This window comes from Brevibacillus sp. NPDC003359 (genome assembly GCF_042878995.1).
In the GTDB taxonomy this organism is placed as follows: Bacteria; Bacillota; Bacilli; order Brevibacillales; family Brevibacillaceae; genus Brevibacillus.
Genome location: NZ_JBIAOR010000001.1, coordinates 1704934 through 1724339, shown reverse-complemented (window position 1 = coordinate 1724339; position 19406 = coordinate 1704934). Strand labels below are relative to the sequence as shown.

Sequence of the window (19406 nt, the reverse complement as noted above, 5' to 3'; positions counted from 1 at the left end):
GAGGTCCATCCGTACATGAACACAGTATCTGAAAGCATCGTAAAAGATATGGCGTTGGCGCACAACGGCCATCTGAAGATTGATTGGGTAAAAGAACACATGCCTGTCTTGAACCGCATTCGCGAGCGCTTTGAAAAAGAGCAGCCGTTTGCAGGATTGAAAGTTGCGATCTCCTTGCACTTGGAAGCGAAAACAGCTTATCTGGCAAAAGTAGTTCAAGCTGGTGGCGCTGAAGTAACCATTACCGGTTCCAACCCGCTGTCCACGCAAGATGACATTTGTGCAGCGTTGGTGGAAGACGGCATTCGCGTATTTGCGAAATACAATCCAGATCCTGCTGAGTACAAAGATCACCTGATCAAAACACTGGAAACTCGTCCTGACCTGATCATTGACGACGGTGGCGACCTGATCACCATTTTGCACAGCGAGCGCCGTGATCTGTTGTCTCAAGTGCGTGGTGGTGCAGAAGAAACGACAACAGGTATTCTGCGTCTGAAAGCGTTGGAAAAAGAAGGCAAGCTGGAATTCCCGATGGTTGCCGTAAACGATGCATTCTGCAAATACTTGTTCGATAACCGTTATGGTACGGGTCAATCCGTATGGGATGGTATCAACCGTACAACGAACCTCGTAGTAGCCGGTAAAACCGTTGTGGTAGCGGGCTATGGCTGGTGCGGTAAAGGTGTAGCGATGCGTGCAAAAGGCTTGGGCGCAAAAGTCATCGTAACCGAAATCGATCCAATCAAAGCAGTAGAAGCTTACATGGATGGATTTGAAGTAATGCCAATGCTCGAAGCTGCGAAGCACGGTGACTACTTCGTAACAGTGACAGGTAACCGCGATATCATCAGCAAAGAGCATTTTGCTGTGATGAAAGATGGCGCAATCTTGTCCAACGCGGGTCACTTCGATGTCGAAGTAAACAAGGTCGATTTGAATGCAATGTCGACATCCTCCCGTATTGTGCGTAAAGATATTGAAGAATTTGTCTTGACTGACGGTCGAAAAGTGTATCTGCTCGCAGAAGGCCGCCTCGTGAACTTGGCTGCTGGCGACGGACACCCGGCTGAGATCATGGATATGACATTTGCGCTGCAAGCGGTATCCTTGGCTTATGTCAATGAACAGTACAAAACCATTGGCAAAAAAGTGCTGAACGTACCATTCGAGTTGGATCAAATGGTAGCTCAATACAAATTGGAAGCCCTGAACATCGGAATCGACAAATTGACAGATGAGCAAAAATCCTACCTGGAAAGCTGGGTCGAATAGTACCTCGAATCCCGTCTTTTCCCGGCAAAAAAATATGCGAAAAAATCCTGCATACAAACGCAGGATTTTTTTTTATAATAACAAATAGGTACTAGGTGGGGAAAAGTGGGGGAAAGTGGAGCCAGCCGACAGGAAAGTGGGGGACCAGGGCGTGTTCATGGGGGAATATCAACACAGCATCGACGAAAAAGGCCGCCTGACGATCCCAGCCAAATTCCGTGAAGGGCTAGGCACTTCCTTTGTCATTACCCGCGGGCTGGACCAATGTTTGTTTGCTTATCCGCAAGATGAGTGGAAGCAACTAGAGGAAAGACTCAAGTCTCTCCCATTTACAAAAGCAGATGCTCGCGCATTTACACGATTTTTCTTTTCAGGTGCCACCGAATGCGAGTGGGACAAGCAGGGAAGGGTAAACATACCACCCAATTTACGTGAGCATGCAGGCATGCAAAAAGAATGTGTGATCATCGGGGTGTCAAACCGTGTAGAGGTATGGAGCAAGGAACGCTGGGAAGATTATTTTGCCCAGTCAGAAGGCTCTTTTGGAGAAATTGCCGAAAAACTGGTTGATTTTAATTTGTAGCAGCGAGAAGAACAGGAGTGACGACATTGTCGTTTCATCACGTAACGGTTTTGATGGAAGAGGCTGTCCAAGGGCTAAACATTCGTCCCGGCGGCATTTATGTAGACTGTACACTCGGTGGAGCAGGTCATAGCAGTTTGATTGCTTCCAAGCTGACGGAGGGCGGTCGACTTATCGCCATCGATCAGGACGATTGGGCGCTGGATAATGCCCGCGAAAGACTCGCTTCCTATATGGATAGAGTCACGCTGGTAAAGAGCAACTTTCGCCATATCAAAGACATTGTGAGAGATCTAGGTTTGACTGGCGTAGACGGGATTTTGTTTGACCTTGGGGTATCCTCTCCGCAGTTGGATGAGGGAGAGCGTGGCTTCAGCTACAATGCTGATGCGCCTCTGGATATGAGAATGGACCAACAGGCTCCGTTATCCGCCTATGACATTATCAATGAGTGGGAAGAAGAAGAGATTGCCAAGATTATTTGGCTGTACGGAGAAGAGAAATTTTCCCGGCGAATTGCCCGGCAAATCGTTCAACAACGGAAGAAGCAGCCGATCAAAACAACTGGTGAATTGGTTGAGTTGATTAAGGAAGGAATTCCTGCCGCTGCGCGCCGTACCGGACCCCATCCGGCGAAGCGTACCTTTCAGGCAATTCGGATCGCAGTCAATGATGAATTAGACGCATTCAAAGAGGCCGTCGTCGATGCTGTTGAGGTTTTGAATCCAGATGGTCGCGTAAGTGTCATCACGTTTCATTCACTAGAGGACAGAATCTGCAAACAAATTTATCAAGACTTTTCAAAAGGGTGCACATGCCCGCCAGCCTTTCCAATTTGCACATGCGGAAATAAAGCTGTTGTAAAAGTGATTACAAAGAAGCCGATTTTGCCATCAGAAGAAGAACTAGAAGCGAATAAACGTGCACGATCAGCTAAACTACGGGTAGCAGAGAAGCTGTAGACCGGGATCGACGAGAAAGGGGAGGGAGAAGCGATGAGTTATTACTACCGAGGAAATCTAGCTATGGAGTTGGAACAACAATCCCGCTCTGTAACGAAAACAACAAAACGCACGGTTCGAATCAAGCCAACGATTCCGACCGGAGAAAAATTGCTGTATCTCTTATTTATCTCGTTAACCGTCGTCGGCTTGGGTCTAGTGGGTGTCCGCTACTCGCAAATTTCCCAGTTGAATTATGAAATTCAAAGCACCAAACATGAAAACCGTGTGACGGCAGAAAAAAGTGCAACGTTGAAATTGCAAATTGAGCAAATGACCAACCGGGATCGCCTGCAAAAAGAAGCAGAGAAGCAGGGGATGGTATACAATCCAGCAGCTGTACATACGATTGGGAAACCAGAAGTACAAGCGAGTTCTCTGCCGCAAACACAACCCCAAAAACCTTAAATGTTACTGCTCTCACGTGCGGTAACATTTTTTCTTAGCTGGGCCCGAGTCTGCTCCTGACTCGGCTAGTATGCGTTCGACTCCCGAAAAGGCATACATTCTACAGCAGCTTGGTTAGGGAGAGCGCGATCTTTGATGCGATGGAGTTGAATGGAGATGGAATGGAGATGGAATGGAAACGAAAAGTAAATTGGCGGATTCTCGTGGTAGCCTTATGCCTGATCTTGACCTTTTCGACGTTGAGCTTTCGAATTTATTGGATCCAAACAGCAGAGGCTGCCAGAATCATGGAAACTGCACAAAAGCAGTGGGACCGGGAACATGTTTTGAAGCCGAAGCGTGGAGCGATCTATGATCGAAACGGAGAGATTTTGGCGTATGATGGTAAGGCATACACGGTAAATGCAAGGCTGAAGCCACTTGATGCGAGAGACGAAGATGTGGTGAAAGACCCTTACTACACAGCGAATATGCTGGCTCCTATTTTGAATGCGCCTGTTCAAGAATTGGTAAAGAATTTGACCAAATCAAGTAAAGTAGTGGAATTGGGACGCTACGGGCTAAAGATCAGTGAAGAGCAGAGAAACCGCATTCTGAATTTGCAATATCCGACACTGCCAAGCGGTGAGAAGCTCAAAAAGAATCAGCTCCCAGGCATCTATTTGACTGAAACGACTCGCCGGGTTTATCCGAATAACGCCTTCGCTTCCCATGTGATCGGTTATCTTGATTTGTATGATGAACCGAAAATGGGGATCGAGCTACAATTGAACGAAGAATTGGCTGGAAAAAAGGGAAATATTGCCTACCAAAAGGATCGCGCAGGCTACCAGCTGCCAGACGGAGAAGGGGAGTACATTCCGGCAAAGGATGGTTTAGATGTTTATCTGACAATTGACCGGCAAATCCAGAATTATGTAGAACAAGCGCTTGACAAGGTGGAGCAGCAGTACAAGCCGAAGGGTATGACGGTCATTGTAGCCGACCCGCAAACCGGTGATGTCTTGGCCATGGGCAACCGCTCGCAGTTTAATCCCAATACGTACTACAACGGGATTGAAAATTATAATAACCATGCTGTCACTACGATGTTTGAGCCGGGCTCTACCTTTAAGATTATTACGCTGGCAGCAGCGATTGAAGAAAAAATGTTTAATCAGAATGAAACCTATCAATCAGGTGCTTATACCATCAAGGGGCAGATTCCGATCCGCGACCACAACAATGGTGCCGGTTGGGGAAAGATCACCTTTTTGGAAGGGGTTCAGCGATCCAGTAACGTATTGTTCGTGAAGTTGGGTTATGAACGGTTGAAGCTGGAAGGTCTGAAGAAATACTTCAAAAAATTCGGGATGGGTGAAGTAACCGGAATAGAGCTTCCCTACGAGAAAAAAGGAAGTCTGATCAACCTGGAAAAACCTCGATCACCGCGTGACTGGGCTGCAACAACGTATGGACAAGCAGCGACGGTCACGGCGATTCAGCAGGTTGCCGCTGTAGGGGCAATCGCGAATGGAGGAGAGCTCCTTAAACCACATATTTTAAAAGAAATGCGCGATCCTCACACGGGAGCAGTCGTCAATCGCACGCAACGAGAGGTTGCGGGGCGGGTTGTAAGTGAAGCGACTGCCAAGCAGACACGCGACATTTTGGGTAAGGTTGTCTCCGAGAAGCCCGGGACCGGTTTGCAATATCAGATCGAAGGGTACCAGGTAGCGGGAAAGACGGGAACTGCACAGAAATATGATCCCAACACCGGAAAAATTATGGATGGTCGTTACGTTGTTTCCTTCATCGGTTTTGCGCCAAAAGACAATCCAAAGCTGTTGGTTTATGTCGTTATTGATGATCCGCAAACAGATGCCTGGTATGCATTGTGGGGACAAATGATGCTCGCGCCAATGTTTAAATCCATTATGGAACGTAGTCTGCAATATTTGCAGCAGCAGCCTGATCTGTCGGTAGTCAAAAAGAATGAAAAGACGACGCCGAAAAAAGCAACGCAGGCAGCACTGGCATCCTCACCTGCTACACCGAAGACATTGCCTAAGTTTGATGGGATGTCCACGACAGCCGCGCAATTGCGGGCAAAGCAGGACGGTTTGACAGTCACGGTAGCCGGGACAGGTACGAAAATCGTCAAACAGTATCCGGAAGCCTATGAACAGGTTGTTCTGGGTGAACAGATCATCCTCGTAACAGACAGGGTCAAAGGAACGAAGATGCCTGATTTCAAAGGAAAATCATTGCGTGACGTCATGGAGTTCAGCTCTTTGATCAATCTCGAAATGAAATCGACTGGAACTGGCTTCGTCACCCAGCAAAGCATTCCTCCGGGAACACTGCTTCAGGGTACAGAGTTGCTTCAGGTGACACTGCAATCCGTGTCGGAACCACCTGTACCGACAACACCATCTCCAGGTCAGGAGGGCGGCACAGTGCCTTCTACAACGACGCCAAACAATCCGGTGTCGAATCCTACTACAAATCCAACAGGTGGAAATAATCCGGCTCCGCCATCTTCCGGTCAGCAAACTTGGCAAGTTGGAGAAGCACAGCCGCCAGCATCTGGACAGGCACCTCCTCCTGACAAACCGGGAGACCAAACACCGCAAACACCGACAACCCCATAGTTCTAACTAGTCCCCCCTGCGAATAAGGTTAAGAAGAGACAACCTATTCGAGGGGGGACTCGCTTTGCGGGTATCCAATGCTACTGTACGCCGTCGCATTTTTATCATCTTGATTATAGGAGTGGTTCTGTATTCGGCGCTTGTCACCCGATTGGGTTATGTTCAATTGATAGAAGGGCCGAAACTCTCGCAAATGTCAGATGAACTGCTCAAACGGGAAATTAAATTTCAACCCAATCGCGGTCGCATTCTAGACAGAAGCGGCAATGAGCTCGTGACGAATATGACCGTCCCCACACTGGTATCGGTAGGGGCGCAGATCAAGGACCCTAGAGAAACAGCGAGACAGCTCGCCATCATTTTGGAGCAAAAAGAAGAAGATGTATTTCGTGCCATTACGAAAAAAGAAATGAGCAACAACCAGATTCCAGGCGGGAGAAAACTATCTCTTGAAAAGGCGAGAAAAATACAAGAACTGAACATGCCCGGTATATACTTAGCAGGGGATACGAAGCGTTTTTACCCGAACGGAAATATGGCTGCCCATATTCTTGGTTTCACAGGTATTGATAATCAAGGGTTGACAGGTCTGGAAAAAATCTACGATCCCTTCTTGATGGGTACCGATGGCCATATCTCGTTTCCGTCCGATGCCAAAGGACGTGTACTGCCAGGTGGAACTGAAGACTACGTCGCACCCGTAAATGGCATGGACATGTATCTAACACTCGATAGTACCATCCAATCGTTTATCGAACGCGAGCTGGATCAGGCGGTGGTTGCTTATCAGCCTGATGATGTTCTGGCCATCGCCATGAATCCGAAGACAGGGGAAATATTGGGGATGGGCAGCCGGCCGACTTTCCAACCGGATGAGTACAGGGACTATCCTTCAGAGGTGTACAATCGAAATCTCCCCATTTGGAAAACATACGAGCCTGGTTCCACTTTCAAGATTGTGACCCTGGCAGCCGCTTTAAATGAAGGTGTCATCAATCTAAACGAGGGCTTTTACGATCCGGGATTCATCAACGTGGCAGGTAAGCGATTGCGATGCTGGAAGCGGCAGGGGCATGGACAGGAAACGATGTTAGAAGTGGTGGAGAATTCTTGTAACCCTGGCTTTGTTACGATGGGCCAGCGACTGCAAAAAGAACGACTTTTTGACTACATCAAAAAATTTGGCTTCGGACAGAAGACAGGAATCGATTTGATCGGCGAAGAAAATGGGCTGTTATTCAACTTGAAAAAAGTGGGACCCGTAGAGCTTGGGACAACTTCTTTCGGTCAAGGGGTATCGGTAACGCCGATTCAACAAATGGCCGCAGTCTCAGCCACTATCAATGGTGGCAAGCTCATGAAGCCGTTTGTCGCCAAAGAATGGCGGGATAGTGTGACACACGATGTCGTGGCAAGAACCTTGCCGACAGAAGTTCGACAGGTGATTACCGAGGAGACTTCAGCCAAAGTTCGGCATGCGCTGGAAAGTGTAGTTGCTCAAGGAACGGGTAATAAGGCATATATTGAAGGGTATCGGGTAGGAGGAAAGACGGGAACAGCGCAAAAGGTAAAAAATGGTCGTTACGTCGATGGGGAATACATCGTGTCGTTTATCGGTTTTGCGCCGGCTGATGATCCGCAAATCGTCGTATACTTCGCCGTAGACAATCCGAAAGCACTGGCATTTGGTGGATTGATCGCTGCCCCGAGTGTAAAAAGTATTATGGAATCTTCCCTTCAACATTTGAATGTACCCAAACGAAAAGATGGCATCCCCAAGGAAATTAACAAAGCTCTTGGAGAAAGGGCGCCAATCGAAGTGCCAAACATGGTCGGACAATCCATGAGAGACGTAGTGACAACATATGATACTCTGCCGTTAGTCGTTTCAGGTAAAGGTCAGTACGTCATCCAGCAGTCCCCTGCACCCGGAATAAAAATTGATGAGGGCGGAAAAATTCGCATATACCTTGGTGACAAATTGACCAATTAGCTTTAAAATGAGATTTCGAAGGCGGAGGGGAGTAGGCTTGTCTACGTTCGCTCTGCCTTTGCTCGTCAAGACTGCGCCTAAATGATCGGCGTAGCCAAGTACAAATGTTCAAATTTCTGTCTATACTAGTTGGAGAATGGGGTGCCTGTTTCATGTTTCTACGGGATCTGCTCATGCCTTTGTTGCCAGTAACGGTTTCGGGGGATGACAGCATGGAGATTACGGGTTTGACAGCAGACTCGCGCCAGGTAAAGCCCGGCTACTTGTTTGTCTGTCTGACTGGATATACCGTGGATGGACATACGTTCGCGGCCCAGGCGGTGAAAAATGGTGCCGTTGCCGTGTTATCCGAACAAGATCTGGACGTGCCAGCGACTATTGTCAAAGTACCGGATACCCGGCGGGCAATGGCTATGCTGGCTGATCGTATTTTCGGATCTCCCACAAAAGAAGTAAAAGTCATTGGCGTAACGGGGACAAATGGCAAAACGACCACTACGCATTTGATCGACAAAATTTTACGCGATCAAAGCAAGCAAACAGGCTTAATCGGCACGATCCATATGAGAATTGGAGACGTAACGGAGGAAGTCAAAAATACGACTCCGGATGCCATAGATTTGCAAAGAAGCTTTCGTCGCATGTGCGATGTGAACACAGACTATGCGATTATTGAGGTTTCCTCCCATGCTCTGGAACTGGGAAGAGTCCGCGGTTGCGAAATCCATACAGCGGTTTTCACCAACCTGACGCAGGATCACCTCGACTATCATAAAACGATGGAAAACTATCGCTACGCCAAATCATTGTTGTTTTCCCAGCTGGGCAACGGCTACGACACAGACCGCTTAAAAACGGCTGTACTGAATGCGGATGATGAGGCGTCCGAATTATATGCCACCGTTACACCTGCGCGAGTCATTACATACGGCATCGATCAACCAGCAGATGTAAGGGCAAAACAAATCGAAATAACGAGCAAAGGAACTTCCTTTACAGTGGAAAGCTTCGCTGGCAGTGCGCGTCTGAACTTGAAGCTGATGGGAAAGTTCAATGTGTATAACGCTTTGGCAGCTATCGCGGTTACACTCGCAGAAGGTATTTCACTAGAAGAAATCAAAGTGAGTCTGGAAGAAGTAGCAGGCGTAAATGGACGATTTGAAGCAGTAGATGCTGGTCAGCCGTTTGCGGTACTCGTCGACTACTCCCACACGCCAGACAGCTTGGAAAATGCATTGATGACCGTCAAGGAATTTGCCCGTGGCAACGTATTTTGCATCGTTGGCTGCGGAGGCGACAGGGATCGAACCAAACGCCCAATTATGGCGCAAATTGCAACGAAGTATGCTGATCTGACCGTCTTAACATCAGATAATCCGCGCTCGGAGGAGCCGCAGGCGATTCTTGATGACATGCTGGCTGGCTTGTCGGAAGTGGCACCCGATCGTTATGCGGCACTGACTGACCGACGGGAAGCAATTGCACATGCAGTCTCGCTTGCAAAGCCGGACGATGTGATCTTGATCGCCGGAAAAGGACACGAAACGTATCAAATTATTAAAGACCAGGTGTTGCCCTTCGATGACCGTGAAGTTGCACGCGAAGCGATTGCCCGGTACAACCAAGAATAGAACAGATGCAACACACTGCATCGAAAGAAAGGAGGCTCGGGCATGTTCGTTGACAACGTCCTGATCGTCACGATCGTCGCTGCGTTTCTCATCGCCGTACTCATTGGCCCATTGTTTATTCCCTTCCTTCGCCGCCTGAAATTTGGGCAGGCAATTCGTGAGGAAGGACCGAAATCCCATTTTAAGAAGGCTGGAACTCCCACGATGGGAGGCACCATCGTTCTTTTGGCACTCATATTTACCGTGTTGAAGTTTGCCAATGCAAAAATGGAAATTTACTTCCTATTACTGGTGACTCTTGGATACGGTTTAATCGGCTTTTTGGATGATTTCATCAAAATCAAGAAAAAACGCAACCTCGGGTTAACCGCCAAACAAAAGTTTGCTGGTCAAATTGTCTTGGCAATCGGCGCTTACATTTTGTTGCTCATGATGGGGCATGACACGTCCATTCATCTGCCAGGTACACCGTGGAAGCTAGAGCTTGGCTATTTTTACTTCCCATTCCTGTTGTTCCTCTTGGTAGGTACAACAAATGCCGTTAACATCACAGATGGATTGGATGGACTATTGGCAGGGACGGGAGCAATCGCTTTTGGTGCTTATGCGATCATCGCATGGTTTGGTCAAGATTATGACACCGCTATTTTTAGTGCGGCTGTTGTAGGTGCGGTACTTGGTTTCCTCGTCTTCAATGCACATCCGGCACGCGTGTTTATGGGCGATACGGGTTCACTCGGACTCGGTGGAGCGCTGGCGGGAATTGCGATCATGACCAAGACGGAATTGCTTTTGGCTATTATCGGTGGGGTATTTGTTGTCGAGACGCTTTCTGTCATTATGCAGGTAGTCTCTTTTAAGACACGTGGAAAGCGTATTTTCCGCATGAGTCCCCTGCATCATCATTTTGAATTAACGGGCTGGTCAGAGTGGCGCGTGGTTGTCACGTTCTGGCTCGTCGGTATGTTTTTTGCTGGATTGGGTGTATACCTTGAGGTGGTGACAATCAGATGATGCGTTTTCATGATAAGCATGTCATCGTAATTGGTATGGCAAAGAGCGGTGTCGCAGTGGCAAAACTGCTACACCGCTTTGGTGCTCATGTCGTCGTAAATGATAAAAAGCCACGTGAAGAAGCAGTGGGTATAGAAGAGCTGGAATCGTTGGGGATTCCAGTCATTTGCGGTTATCACCCAGATGATCTGATTCATGAAGGGGTAACCCTAGTGGTCAAAAATCCGGGGATTCCGTATGAAGCAGCACCCGTCAAGCAGGCGCAGGCACTTGGCATTCCTGTTGTGACGGAGGTGGAGCTAGCCTCCCTGATTGCCAAGGCACCGATTATCGGCATTACAGGCTCCAATGGCAAGACCACGACCACTACGCTCGTCGGACTGATTTTCAAAGAAGCGGGTCTGGATGCGAAGGTAGGAGGCAACATTGGTACCGTGTTGTGCGGTCTGGCGGAGGAAGCGGGTCCCGATGAATGGCTAGTTGCCGAATTGAGTAGCTTCCAACTGATGGGGACGAGGGAATTCCGCCCGCATATCGGTGTTTTGCTCAATCTGTATCCTGCTCATCTGGATTACCATCACACAATGGAAGAGTATTTGGCAGCCAAACTGAAAATGTTTGCCAACCAAACGGCAGATGACGCAGCTATTTTGCCTTATGACCAACCAGAGATCGTAGAAAAATGCAAAGACCTTCCTGCATCCATCTACTATTTTAGCAAGAGTCAAGAGGTGCCAAAGGGAGCTTTTGTCAAGGATGGTTTGATCCTATTTGCAGATGGGAATGGAAATACAGAGCCAATCGTTGCGATCGCAGACATTACCGTTCCGCATCTGGACAACGCACTGGCAGCGATTCTTGTTGCAAAGCTCGCGGGCGTGGACAAGCAATCGATCATACAAGTTCTGACTACCTTCCCAGGGGTAGAGCACCGGATGGAGTTCGTGGATTCAATTCGTGGTGTCAAATACTTCAATGATTCAAAAGCGACCAACCCGGAAGCGGCATCGCGCGCTTTGCAAGCATGTAAGGAGCCAATCGTCTGGATTTGCGGCGGGCTGGATCGTGGTGTTGATTTTCGGGAGCTGCTGCCTGTGATCCAAGATCGGGTAAAAGCAGTAATCGCTCTCGGGCAAACGGCTCCGATTTTACTGGAACGTGCTCGGGAGGCAGGGATTAATAAGCGTATCCATGTCGATACTGTGGAAAAAGCCGTTCTTGCTGCTTCCCAGTTGGCCGAATCAGGTGATGTGGTCTTACTGAGCCCTGCTTGTGCGAGTTGGGACATGTTTCCTTCGTTTGAGACAAGGGGGAGCATGTTTAAGGACGGCGTGCATAGACTTAATACAAGCCTAGCATAACGTCCCACTGCACCATCAAGAATACGACAAAAGCGGGACGGCATGAGAAAGGATGACCTGGCACAATGAGCAAGGTACGCTCTGCCCCCGACTTCGTAATTATTTTTGCAACACTTTTTTTATTGGGAATTGGCATCGTGATGGTGTACAGCGCCAGCGCGATCGTAGCGCAAAAGCCACCATTTTCCGATCCATATTTTTTTGCCAAACGGCAACTGATCTTCGCCCTGTTAGGGATTACATCCATGTACATTACGATGAATATCGACTACTGGGTGTGGAAGCAATGGGCCAAGCCAGGGTATCTGATGAGCATCGGTCTGTTGATTCTGGTTCTGATCATCGGGATCGAAGTAAATGGTTCGAAAAGCTGGCTTGGTTTTGGAGCCTTTGGAATTCAACCAGGTGAATTTGCGAAGCTTGGCGTCGTTGCATTCCTGGCGAAGTGGCTCTCCGATAATCAGAAGCAAGTTGTCTTGTTTCGAAAAGGTCTTATGCCTGCCTTGGGAATCCCGGTTCTGTGTTTTGGCTTGATCATGCTGCAACCAGATTTGGGTACAGGGACGGTTTTGATGGGAACAGCAGTCGTCATGATTTTTGCGTCAGGTGCGAGGATCAGCCATTTTGTCGGATTGGGAATGATCGGAGTTGTCGGCTTCATCGGCTTGGTTTTGTCGGCTCCTTATCGAATCAAAAGGATTACGTCCTTCCTCGATCCGTGGTCTGACCCGCTCAATACCGGCTATCAAATCATCCAATCCCTTTACGCAATAGGTCCCGGCGGTTTGTTAGGTCTTGGTCTTGGGCAAAGCAGACAAAAGCATTTGTACCTGCCTGAGCCTTACAATGATTTTATTTTCTCGATTGTCGCGGAGGAGCTGGGCTTTATCGGAGGCACGCTCATTCTCCTGCTTTTCCTCCTCTTGTTGTGGAGGGGAATGCGGACGGCGATTACAGCTCCAGATTTGTTCGGAAGCCTGCTTGCGCTAGGGATCATCGGGATGATTGCCATTCAGGTGGTCATCAATATCGGTGTTGTGACAGGGATGTTTCCCGTGACAGGAATCACGTTGCCGTTCTTAAGCTACGGAGGCTCATCATTGACCCTGATGCTCACCGGTGTAGGTGTCTTGTTGAACATCTCTCGTTTTTCTCGATAATAGAAACCTCAAGGGGAGTAGGCAATAAGCAAGGAAATCAGTCTATTGCTACCCCTTCTCAAAAAAGGGTGTGAAGGTATGCGTGTCGTCTTAACAGGCGGTGGCACAGGTGGTCATATTTATCCGGCGCTTGCGGTGGCGAGGGAAGTTTCCCGCCAAAATCCGCAGGCTGCCTTTTTGTATATTGGCAGTAAAAAAGGCTTGGAAGCAGGATTGGTTCCGAGATCAAACATTCCATTCCAAGCGGTGGAAATTAGCGGATTGAAACGCAAGTTGTCGTTGGACAACCTGAAGACCTTGTGGAAATTCGTCCGGGCAGTTGGCGATGCCAAGAAAATGCTGCGCGAATTCAAGCCGGATGTCGTAATTGGGACGGGTGGCTACGTATGTGGTCCAGTCGTATATGCAGCTTCGCGATTGGGGATTCCGACTCTTATCCATGAGCAAAACGTAGTGCCGGGCTTGACCAACAAGTTTCTTTCTCGTTCAGCTACTCGGGTAGCCGTTTCGTTCAAAGAATCGCTTGCCCATTTTCCCTCGTCCAAAACGGTACTGACCGGAAATCCACGTGCAACGGAAGTCATGCACGGTAATGCAGAGGCGGGTCGTAGCTTTTTGGGCGTGGACAACAACAAAAAAATCGTGCTAATCTTTGGCGGCAGCAGGGGAGCGCGCGCTATAAATGAGGCGGTGCTTTCGGTTGTTACGCAGTTGGACAAATATGCCGATACTCATTTTGTATATGTGACGGGCGACGTTCATTTTGAAACGATTTCGGCACAGCTTCATGAACTGGGAACACTTCCAAGTAACATTTCTGTGCTTCCTTTCGTCCATAATATGCCGGATGTTTTGGCGGCGACGCATGTATTGGTTGGTCGTGCAGGGGCATCTACCTTGGCAGAAATAACGGCACTAGGTGTGCCTTCGATCTTGATTCCGTCCCCGTACGTCACGAATAACCATCAAGAGAAAAATGCAAGGGGATTGGAACGGGCGGGGGCAGCTCATGTCATCGTAGAGCGGGAGCTTACCGGACAGAGCTTGCTACTTTCCTTGGAAAATATCCTTGCCAATCCAGCGAAATGGGAAGAGATGAAAAACAGTTCTCTTTCCTTGGGGATGCCGCAAGCTGCGACGGAGATTGTCCGTCAATTAGAAGCGATTACAAGAAAAAAATGATCAGATGGGCGATTGTCACGCCGATCTGGGCGGACGCATAGTATGGAGCAAACACGTGAGAAGACTAGGTCCGACCTAGCAAACGTATCAGGAGGTTCACAAATGAAAAAGATCGCAGATGAACTCATGCAAGCAGGAATCGAAAAAGTGTGGACCGATGAACCCCTTGCTAATCATACAACGTGGCGGATCGGGGGTCCTGCTGATTTGTTAATCCAACCCAAGGATAAAGCATCCTTGCAAAAAGCCTTGCAGATCATCCATCGTCATGAAATTCCTTGGAGCGTAATCGGGCGCGGTTCAAACCTTCTGGTGAGGGACAGAGGGATACGTGGAGCCGTGCTTAAAGTGGCCGAGGGCTTAAGCCACTGCGAGTTCAGGGGCGAAGAGGTGTGTGTGGGTGCCGGATATTCCATGATCCGCTTGGCGGTGGAGACAGGCAAGATGGGATTAACAGGTATGGAGTTTGCAGGAGGAATTCCTGGTACGGTAGGCGGCGCCGTCTATATGAATGCGGGGGCACACGGATCTGATCTTTCACGTATTCTTATTGATGCCGAGATCCTTTTCGAAAACGGCGAAAGTAAAGTGTTGAGTAACGAGGAACTGAGCTTTAGCTATCGGACTTCTCTTTTGCAGAAGCAAAAAGGGATCGTGCTAGAGGCCCGTTTTCAATTGAGGACGGGCGACCGCGAGGAGATTGCGGCCACGCTCGCTGCCAATAAGGAACGACGACGCGATACGCAGCCACTGCAGATGCCGTGTGCCGGCAGCGTGTTCCGAAATCCGCCAAATGACCACGCAGGTCGTCTGATTGAGGCGGCTGGGCTGAAGGGTTATCGCATCGGAGGAGCTCAGGTTTCAGAAAAACACTCCAACTTCATCGTAAATTGCGGAGGAGCAACGGCTGCCGACGTCCTCACCTTGATTAATCACGTTCGGAGCACTATTCTCGAGAAAAATGGGATTGACCTGCATCCGGAAGTCCTGGTGGTGGGCGAGGGGTAACACGGAGGTGAAAGTTTGGAGACTTTTGCGATCGAAGGCGGAAGACCTCTGTCCGGTTCGCTTCGGATCCAAGGTGCTAAGAACGCTGCTCTTCCCATTCTTGCCGCTGCTGTTCTCGCGGAAGGGCAGTTCTATATCTATGACGTCCCCCATCTAAAAGATATTAAGGTCATGCTCGAAATCTTGACGTTGCTTGGGGCGAATACGAAGCATGAGGACGGATGTGTCGATCTGGATACAACGTCTGTCTGTGTCCCGCAGGTGCCGGATGATTTAATGAGCCAAATGCGATCTTCGATTTTTTTGGCGGGGCCACTCCTGGCACGTCTGGGTGAGGTCACGATTTCCAGGCCAGGTGGATGTGACATTGGCGAGCGCAGGATTGATTTGCACTTGGCTGGGTTGACTGCGCTTGGAGCCAAGATCGAAGAATCGGAAGGCTACATTACATTTCGGGCCAAACAATTGCGTGGGTCCAATATCTTTCTTTCCTTCCCCAGTGTGGGCGCGACGGAAAATATCATGATGGCGGCAGTGCTGGCAAAAGGCACGACTCGAATTTGTAATGCGGCGCGAGAACCGGAAATCATCGACCTCCAGAATTTCCTGAATGCAATGGGCGCGCGGATCAGAGGGGCAGGCACCGATACGATTGAAATCAGTGGTGTACCTCGCTTGCGTTCCGTCAGTTACCGGATCATACCGGACAGGATTGTAACAGGAACCTATCTACTGGCTGTCGGTATTTCACAGGGACATATCGAGTTGACGAATACATTGCCTGAGCAATTGATGGCATTGATTGAGGTCGCTCGTAGCTGCGGTGTTGAAATCAAGACCCGCCATGATATAATGGAAATCAAAAGCACCTCCCGTCCACGTGCCTACGACCGGATCATCACCTCGCCATACCCTGGGTTTCCTACCGACTTGCAGGCGCAGCTGATGGTGTTTCTGTCACAGGCTAGGGGAACAAGCGTCATCAAAGAGACCATTTTTGAAGGAAGATTCAAACATGTGAATGAATTGGCGCGAATGGGCGCCTCTATATACGTAGATCTTGGCTCCGCTATCATTCGGGGTGTCAACAAATTGACCGCTACGAATGTAGAAGCTACAGATCTTCGAGCAGGTGCTGCCTTAGTACTCGCAGGGCTTGCTGCAGAAGGTATTACCACGGTGAACCAGATCCATCATATCGATCGCGGATACGATCGGCTGGAAGAGCAGTTACGTCAATTAGGAGCCGATATATCGCGAGTATCGATTTAACCGAGGGAGAGTGGGCGGCATAATGTTATGCCGCTTTCCCTGTTTTGTTTAATGACATTTATTCGGAAGACATCCAGGAATTAACTTTTCCCTAGGCAATGAGCCTAAAAAACATGAGGAAGGGTACGGCCATGGCGGTATTTGAGGAACGCATTCCGCAAGTCAAGCAACAACGCCCCAGAAGAAGGGGCAACCGCAAGCTGGTCTTTCTACTGGTGTTGTTTTTTCTTACCATTCTCATCATCGTTTTTATCCGTTCTCCTTACAGTAAGGTGCAAGAGATTCGAGTGATTGGTAATGATATTTATACGACGGAGCAAATCATTGCTCAATCTGGCTTGAAAAAGGACATGCAGTTTTTAAACGTATGGGAGAACAGTGTACGAAATAACTTAGAACCATTAGAGGCCATAAAAGATGTGACGGTGAGCCGCTCTTTCCCCGGATTGATCACGCTACATATAACCGAAGAAAAACGCGTCGCATTTTGGAGTGGGCAGGATGGAAGCCGCTATGCCTTGCTAGACAATGGCTATGTGCTCAAACAGGTTAATTTCGCAAAGCGCGTAGTGGACAGGCCATTGATAAGCTCTTGGGCCTCACCTGAGCTCCTTCCCCACCTCGCCAAGTCGCTATCGAAATTATCACCAGATGTACTCGCGGAAATTTCGGATATTACACTGACGCCAACGGTTTACGACAAGCAACGCGTAACACTGTACATGCGAGACGGAAATGAAGTAAGAAGCGTCATCTACAAGCTGGACAAGATGATGAACTGGTACCCGACGATCGTGAAAGAATTGCCGCCAGATACAAAAGGGGTGCTCTCATTGTTTGAGCAGCCGTGGTTTATTCCGTACGGGGCTCAAGGGGCTATTCCTATACAGGAAGGGCAAGAGCAACCACAGCAGTAAATGAAAAAGGGGAAAGCAGACAATGAGTCGTCGTCGCAAATTTCATTTGTATTTAACCATCGTGACGTTTTCTACCGGCTTTCTAGTGGCCACTTCCTTCGAAACGAACAAGCTTACGCGCAAAGAACGAATGCATGATCAGCTGTTCCAGCAGGAAACGCAACTGAATGACCGAATTCTGGCGGAGAAGGAGCAAAATCGGCATCTGGAAAATCAACTGCTCGATTTGCAGCGTCAGGTGGGAAAAGTGGAAGAGGCGATGGCGGAGCGCAAGTCGGAGGCTGCTGAAACACTCAGTCAACTGGGTGCAGCGCGGATGCTGGCTGGGGTAGTCGCTGTACAAGGGCCGGGTATCGTCATAACGATGCAGGATAGCCAGAATGCAGCGAACAGCGCTGACATCGCGAACTACATCGTGCATGAGCAGGATGTACGTCTGATCGTCAATGAACTGCGTGCAGCAGGTGCAGAGGCGATCAGCATTAACGGACAGCGGGTGGTGAGCAATTCCGAGATCCGTTGCATTGGACCCACGATCATCGTAAACGGCATCAAATCAGCAGCGCCGTTCGTAGTAACAGCGATCGGAAATCCCGACACACTAGATAGTGCTTTGAATTTGCCAGGAGGTGTTTTGCACTCCTTGCAAGATTTTGTTCAGATAAGCGTAGCCAAAAAAGAGCGGGTAGAGCTTCCAGCCTTTGTTGGTGACGCAAAAACGAAACACTCCTAAATAAAAGGATGCGTTTACCTATGTTACAAAAAAGCCGTAAAATCACATTTATTCTTGCCATTATTAGTGCTATCATAGGTGTGATGTTGACTGTGCAATTACGAAGCAGTCTTCATCCTGTTCATAAAGAGTCTCGCAGCATCGCGGAACTTCGGACCACGTTGCAAAAAGAACTGGAGAAACACAAAAACCTGCTTGCAGACATTTCAAAGTACAATCAGCTGTACTACCAATACGAAACCTCACTCAGTGAAGATGAAAGCATCTCCGTTATGAAAGAGGAGTTGGCACGGACTCGCCGAATGGCTGGTATGGTAGGGATGGAGGGAGAAGGCATCGTCATTGATGTTGTCGACGCCCATACGCCCGAAGAACCAGTTATCGATGAACATATGCCTGTGCCTGTTGTAGGCGACTATACGATTGACGATGAAGATTTGCGCTGGTTGGTAAATATCCTGTTTGCAAACGGAGCACAAGCTGTTTCTATTAATGGACATCGACTGATTTCTACCACGGCGATCCGCAATGTGGGAGACGTCATCCAAATCGATACCAGGACGATCAGGGCTCCGTATGAGATAAAAGCATTGGGGGAACCTGAAGTATTGTTGTCCGCATTGAAGCTGGAGGGTGTAGAGGAGAACTTTCAGCTGGCGAATAAGAAGGTGCTGGCCGAAAAACGGGACAAGCTGATGATTTCAGCGAATAACGAAACACGTGTCATTCAATTTATGAAACCTGTGAAAGAAAAAGGAGATTCGTAACCATGTGGCTCCCGCTTATCGGACTGATTGTCGGTCTTGTCGTCGGCTTCCTGCTGGATTGGCGTGTGCCCCAGGAGTATAGCAGCTATCTATCAATAGCCCTCTTGGCTGGATTGGATACGATCTTTGGGGGGATTCGTTCGTTTTTAGAACGTACTTTTAACGTTCGTATTTTCATGTCTGGATTCTTTTTCAACACACTTTTTGCAGCAGGCTTGGCCTTCATCGGGGGGTTCTTGGGGATCGATCTGTATTTGGCTGCGATCGTGGCTTTCGGGGTCCGCTTGTTTAACAATCTCGCTGTCATTAGGAGAATTGTTCTATCCAAATGGATCAATCAGCAAGAATAACGCGAAGCAAAATGGGAAGAAGGTCATTTTTTTACAAAAAATCAATAAGAAAAAAAGGGAATGGTTGTCCTGTGTGGAATAATTTATGCAGGTGTTCTCATCTTAGCAAGAAAAAAGA

General features: G+C 48.6%; 17 protein-coding genes. All 17 read left to right on the top strand.

Going from position 1 to position 19406, the window contains the following annotated elements; all coding sequences use genetic code 11:
- Positions 1 to 15 precede the first annotated feature (15 nt).
- Complete coding sequence (locus tag ACFYU8_RS08005; protein ID WP_390294192.1) at positions 16 to 1275, top strand: adenosylhomocysteinase; 1260 nt, start codon at positions 16 to 18, stop codon at positions 1273 to 1275.
- 151 nt (positions 1276 to 1426) lie between these two features.
- Positions 1427 to 1858: a division/cell wall cluster transcriptional repressor MraZ gene (gene mraZ / locus ACFYU8_RS08000; RefSeq protein WP_007717680.1), complete on the top strand. Its 432-nt coding sequence runs from the start codon at positions 1427 to 1429 to the stop codon at positions 1856 to 1858.
- 17 nt (positions 1859 to 1875) lie between these two features.
- Positions 1876 to 2820 carry a 16S rRNA (cytosine(1402)-N(4))-methyltransferase RsmH gene (rsmH, locus tag ACFYU8_RS07995; protein WP_390294194.1) on the top strand — a complete coding sequence of 315 codons (945 nt, stop codon included), beginning with the start codon at positions 1876 to 1878 and terminating at the stop codon, positions 2818 to 2820.
- A 33-nt stretch (positions 2821 to 2853) separates the two neighbouring features.
- The gene (gene ftsL2 / locus ACFYU8_RS07990) at positions 2854 to 3267 is read left to right on the top strand and encodes a cell division protein FtsL (RefSeq protein WP_390294196.1); all 414 of its coding nucleotides are present in this window, start codon (positions 2854 to 2856) and stop codon (positions 3265 to 3267) included.
- Positions 3268 to 3434: 167 nt separating this feature from the next.
- Positions 3435 to 5900, top strand: a complete 2466-nt coding sequence (locus tag ACFYU8_RS07985; RefSeq protein ID WP_390294198.1) for a penicillin-binding protein — start codon at positions 3435 to 3437, stop codon at positions 5898 to 5900.
- A 64-nt stretch (positions 5901 to 5964) separates the two neighbouring features.
- Complete coding sequence (locus ACFYU8_RS07980) at positions 5965 to 7893, top strand: stage V sporulation protein D (protein WP_390294200.1); 1929 nt, start codon at positions 5965 to 5967, stop codon at positions 7891 to 7893.
- Between the two features lie 152 nt (positions 7894 to 8045).
- On the top strand, positions 8046 to 9524 hold the full coding sequence (locus ACFYU8_RS07975) for a UDP-N-acetylmuramoyl-L-alanyl-D-glutamate--2,6-diaminopimelate ligase (RefSeq protein ID WP_390294202.1): 1479 nt from the start codon (positions 8046 to 8048) through the stop codon (positions 9522 to 9524).
- A gap of 42 nt (positions 9525 to 9566) precedes the next feature.
- Entirely contained in the window at positions 9567 to 10538 is a 972-nt protein-coding gene (gene mraY / locus ACFYU8_RS07970) for a phospho-N-acetylmuramoyl-pentapeptide-transferase (RefSeq protein WP_390294204.1), read from the top strand.
- On the top strand, positions 10535 to 11899 hold the full coding sequence (murD, locus tag ACFYU8_RS07965; RefSeq protein WP_390294206.1) for a UDP-N-acetylmuramoyl-L-alanine--D-glutamate ligase: 1365 nt from the start codon (positions 10535 to 10537) through the stop codon (positions 11897 to 11899). Before mraY ends, murD begins: the two co-directional genes overlap by 4 nt.
- 65 nt (positions 11900 to 11964) lie before the next feature.
- Positions 11965 to 13059 carry a stage V sporulation protein E gene (gene spoVE, locus ACFYU8_RS07960; RefSeq protein ID WP_390294208.1) on the top strand — a complete coding sequence of 365 codons (1095 nt, stop codon included), beginning with the start codon at positions 11965 to 11967 and terminating at the stop codon, positions 13057 to 13059.
- A 78-nt stretch (positions 13060 to 13137) separates the two neighbouring features.
- The gene (gene murG / locus ACFYU8_RS07955; protein ID WP_390294210.1) at positions 13138 to 14241 is read left to right on the top strand and encodes an undecaprenyldiphospho-muramoylpentapeptide beta-N-acetylglucosaminyltransferase; all 1104 of its coding nucleotides are present in this window, start codon (positions 13138 to 13140) and stop codon (positions 14239 to 14241) included.
- Between the two features lie 102 nt (positions 14242 to 14343).
- Entirely contained in the window at positions 14344 to 15249 is a 906-nt protein-coding gene (gene murB / locus ACFYU8_RS07950; RefSeq protein ID WP_390294212.1) for a UDP-N-acetylmuramate dehydrogenase, read from the top strand.
- Positions 15250 to 15264: 15 nt separating this feature from the next.
- Positions 15265 to 16521, top strand: a complete 1257-nt coding sequence (murA, locus tag ACFYU8_RS07945) for a UDP-N-acetylglucosamine 1-carboxyvinyltransferase (RefSeq protein WP_376897566.1) — start codon at positions 15265 to 15267, stop codon at positions 16519 to 16521.
- A 131-nt stretch (positions 16522 to 16652) separates the two neighbouring features.
- Positions 16653 to 17438: a cell division protein FtsQ/DivIB gene (locus tag ACFYU8_RS07940; RefSeq protein WP_390294215.1), complete on the top strand. Its 786-nt coding sequence runs from the start codon at positions 16653 to 16655 to the stop codon at positions 17436 to 17438.
- A gap of 22 nt (positions 17439 to 17460) precedes the next feature.
- A complete protein-coding gene (locus ACFYU8_RS07935) occupies positions 17461 to 18171 on the top strand; it encodes a DUF881 domain-containing protein (protein ID WP_390294217.1) in 711 nt (236 codons plus the stop codon).
- A 20-nt stretch (positions 18172 to 18191) separates the two neighbouring features.
- Complete coding sequence (locus ACFYU8_RS07930) at positions 18192 to 18938, top strand: DUF881 domain-containing protein (protein ID WP_390294219.1); 747 nt, start codon at positions 18192 to 18194, stop codon at positions 18936 to 18938.
- Between the two features lie 2 nt (positions 18939 to 18940).
- Positions 18941 to 19288 (top strand): small basic family protein, encoded by a 348-nt coding sequence (locus ACFYU8_RS07925; protein ID WP_007717721.1) that lies wholly within the window; start codon positions 18941 to 18943, stop codon positions 19286 to 19288.
- Positions 19289 to 19406: the final 118 nt, after the last annotated feature.

Excerpts from the sequence above, each read along its gene's own strand:
- ACFYU8_RS08005 (WP_390294192.1), top strand. The coding sequence starts at position 16 with ATGAACACAGTATCTGAAAGCATCGTAAAAGATATGGCGTTGGCGCAC.
- ftsL2 (WP_390294196.1), top strand. The coding sequence starts at position 2,854 with ATGAGTTATTACTACCGAGGAAATCTAGCTATGGAGTTGGAACAACAA.
- ACFYU8_RS07985 (WP_390294198.1), top strand. The coding sequence starts at position 3,435 with ATGGAATGGAAACGAAAAGTAAATTGGCGGATTCTCGTGGTAGCCTTA.
- ACFYU8_RS07975 (WP_390294202.1), top strand. The coding sequence starts at position 8,046 with ATGTTTCTACGGGATCTGCTCATGCCTTTGTTGCCAGTAACGGTTTCG.
- mraY (WP_390294204.1), top strand. The coding sequence starts at position 9,567 with ATGTTCGTTGACAACGTCCTGATCGTCACGATCGTCGCTGCGTTTCTC.
- murD (WP_390294206.1), top strand. The coding sequence starts at position 10,535 with ATGATGCGTTTTCATGATAAGCATGTCATCGTAATTGGTATGGCAAAG.
- spoVE (WP_390294208.1), top strand. The coding sequence starts at position 11,965 with ATGAGCAAGGTACGCTCTGCCCCCGACTTCGTAATTATTTTTGCAACA.
- murG (WP_390294210.1), top strand. The coding sequence starts at position 13,138 with ATGCGTGTCGTCTTAACAGGCGGTGGCACAGGTGGTCATATTTATCCG.
- murB (WP_390294212.1), top strand. The coding sequence starts at position 14,344 with ATGAAAAAGATCGCAGATGAACTCATGCAAGCAGGAATCGAAAAAGTG.
- ACFYU8_RS07940 (WP_390294215.1), top strand. The coding sequence starts at position 16,653 with ATGGCGGTATTTGAGGAACGCATTCCGCAAGTCAAGCAACAACGCCCC.
- ACFYU8_RS07935 (WP_390294217.1), top strand. The coding sequence starts at position 17,461 with ATGAGTCGTCGTCGCAAATTTCATTTGTATTTAACCATCGTGACGTTT.
- ACFYU8_RS07930 (WP_390294219.1), top strand. The coding sequence starts at position 18,192 with ATGTTACAAAAAAGCCGTAAAATCACATTTATTCTTGCCATTATTAGT.
- ACFYU8_RS07925 (WP_007717721.1), top strand. The coding sequence starts at position 18,941 with ATGTGGCTCCCGCTTATCGGACTGATTGTCGGTCTTGTCGTCGGCTTC.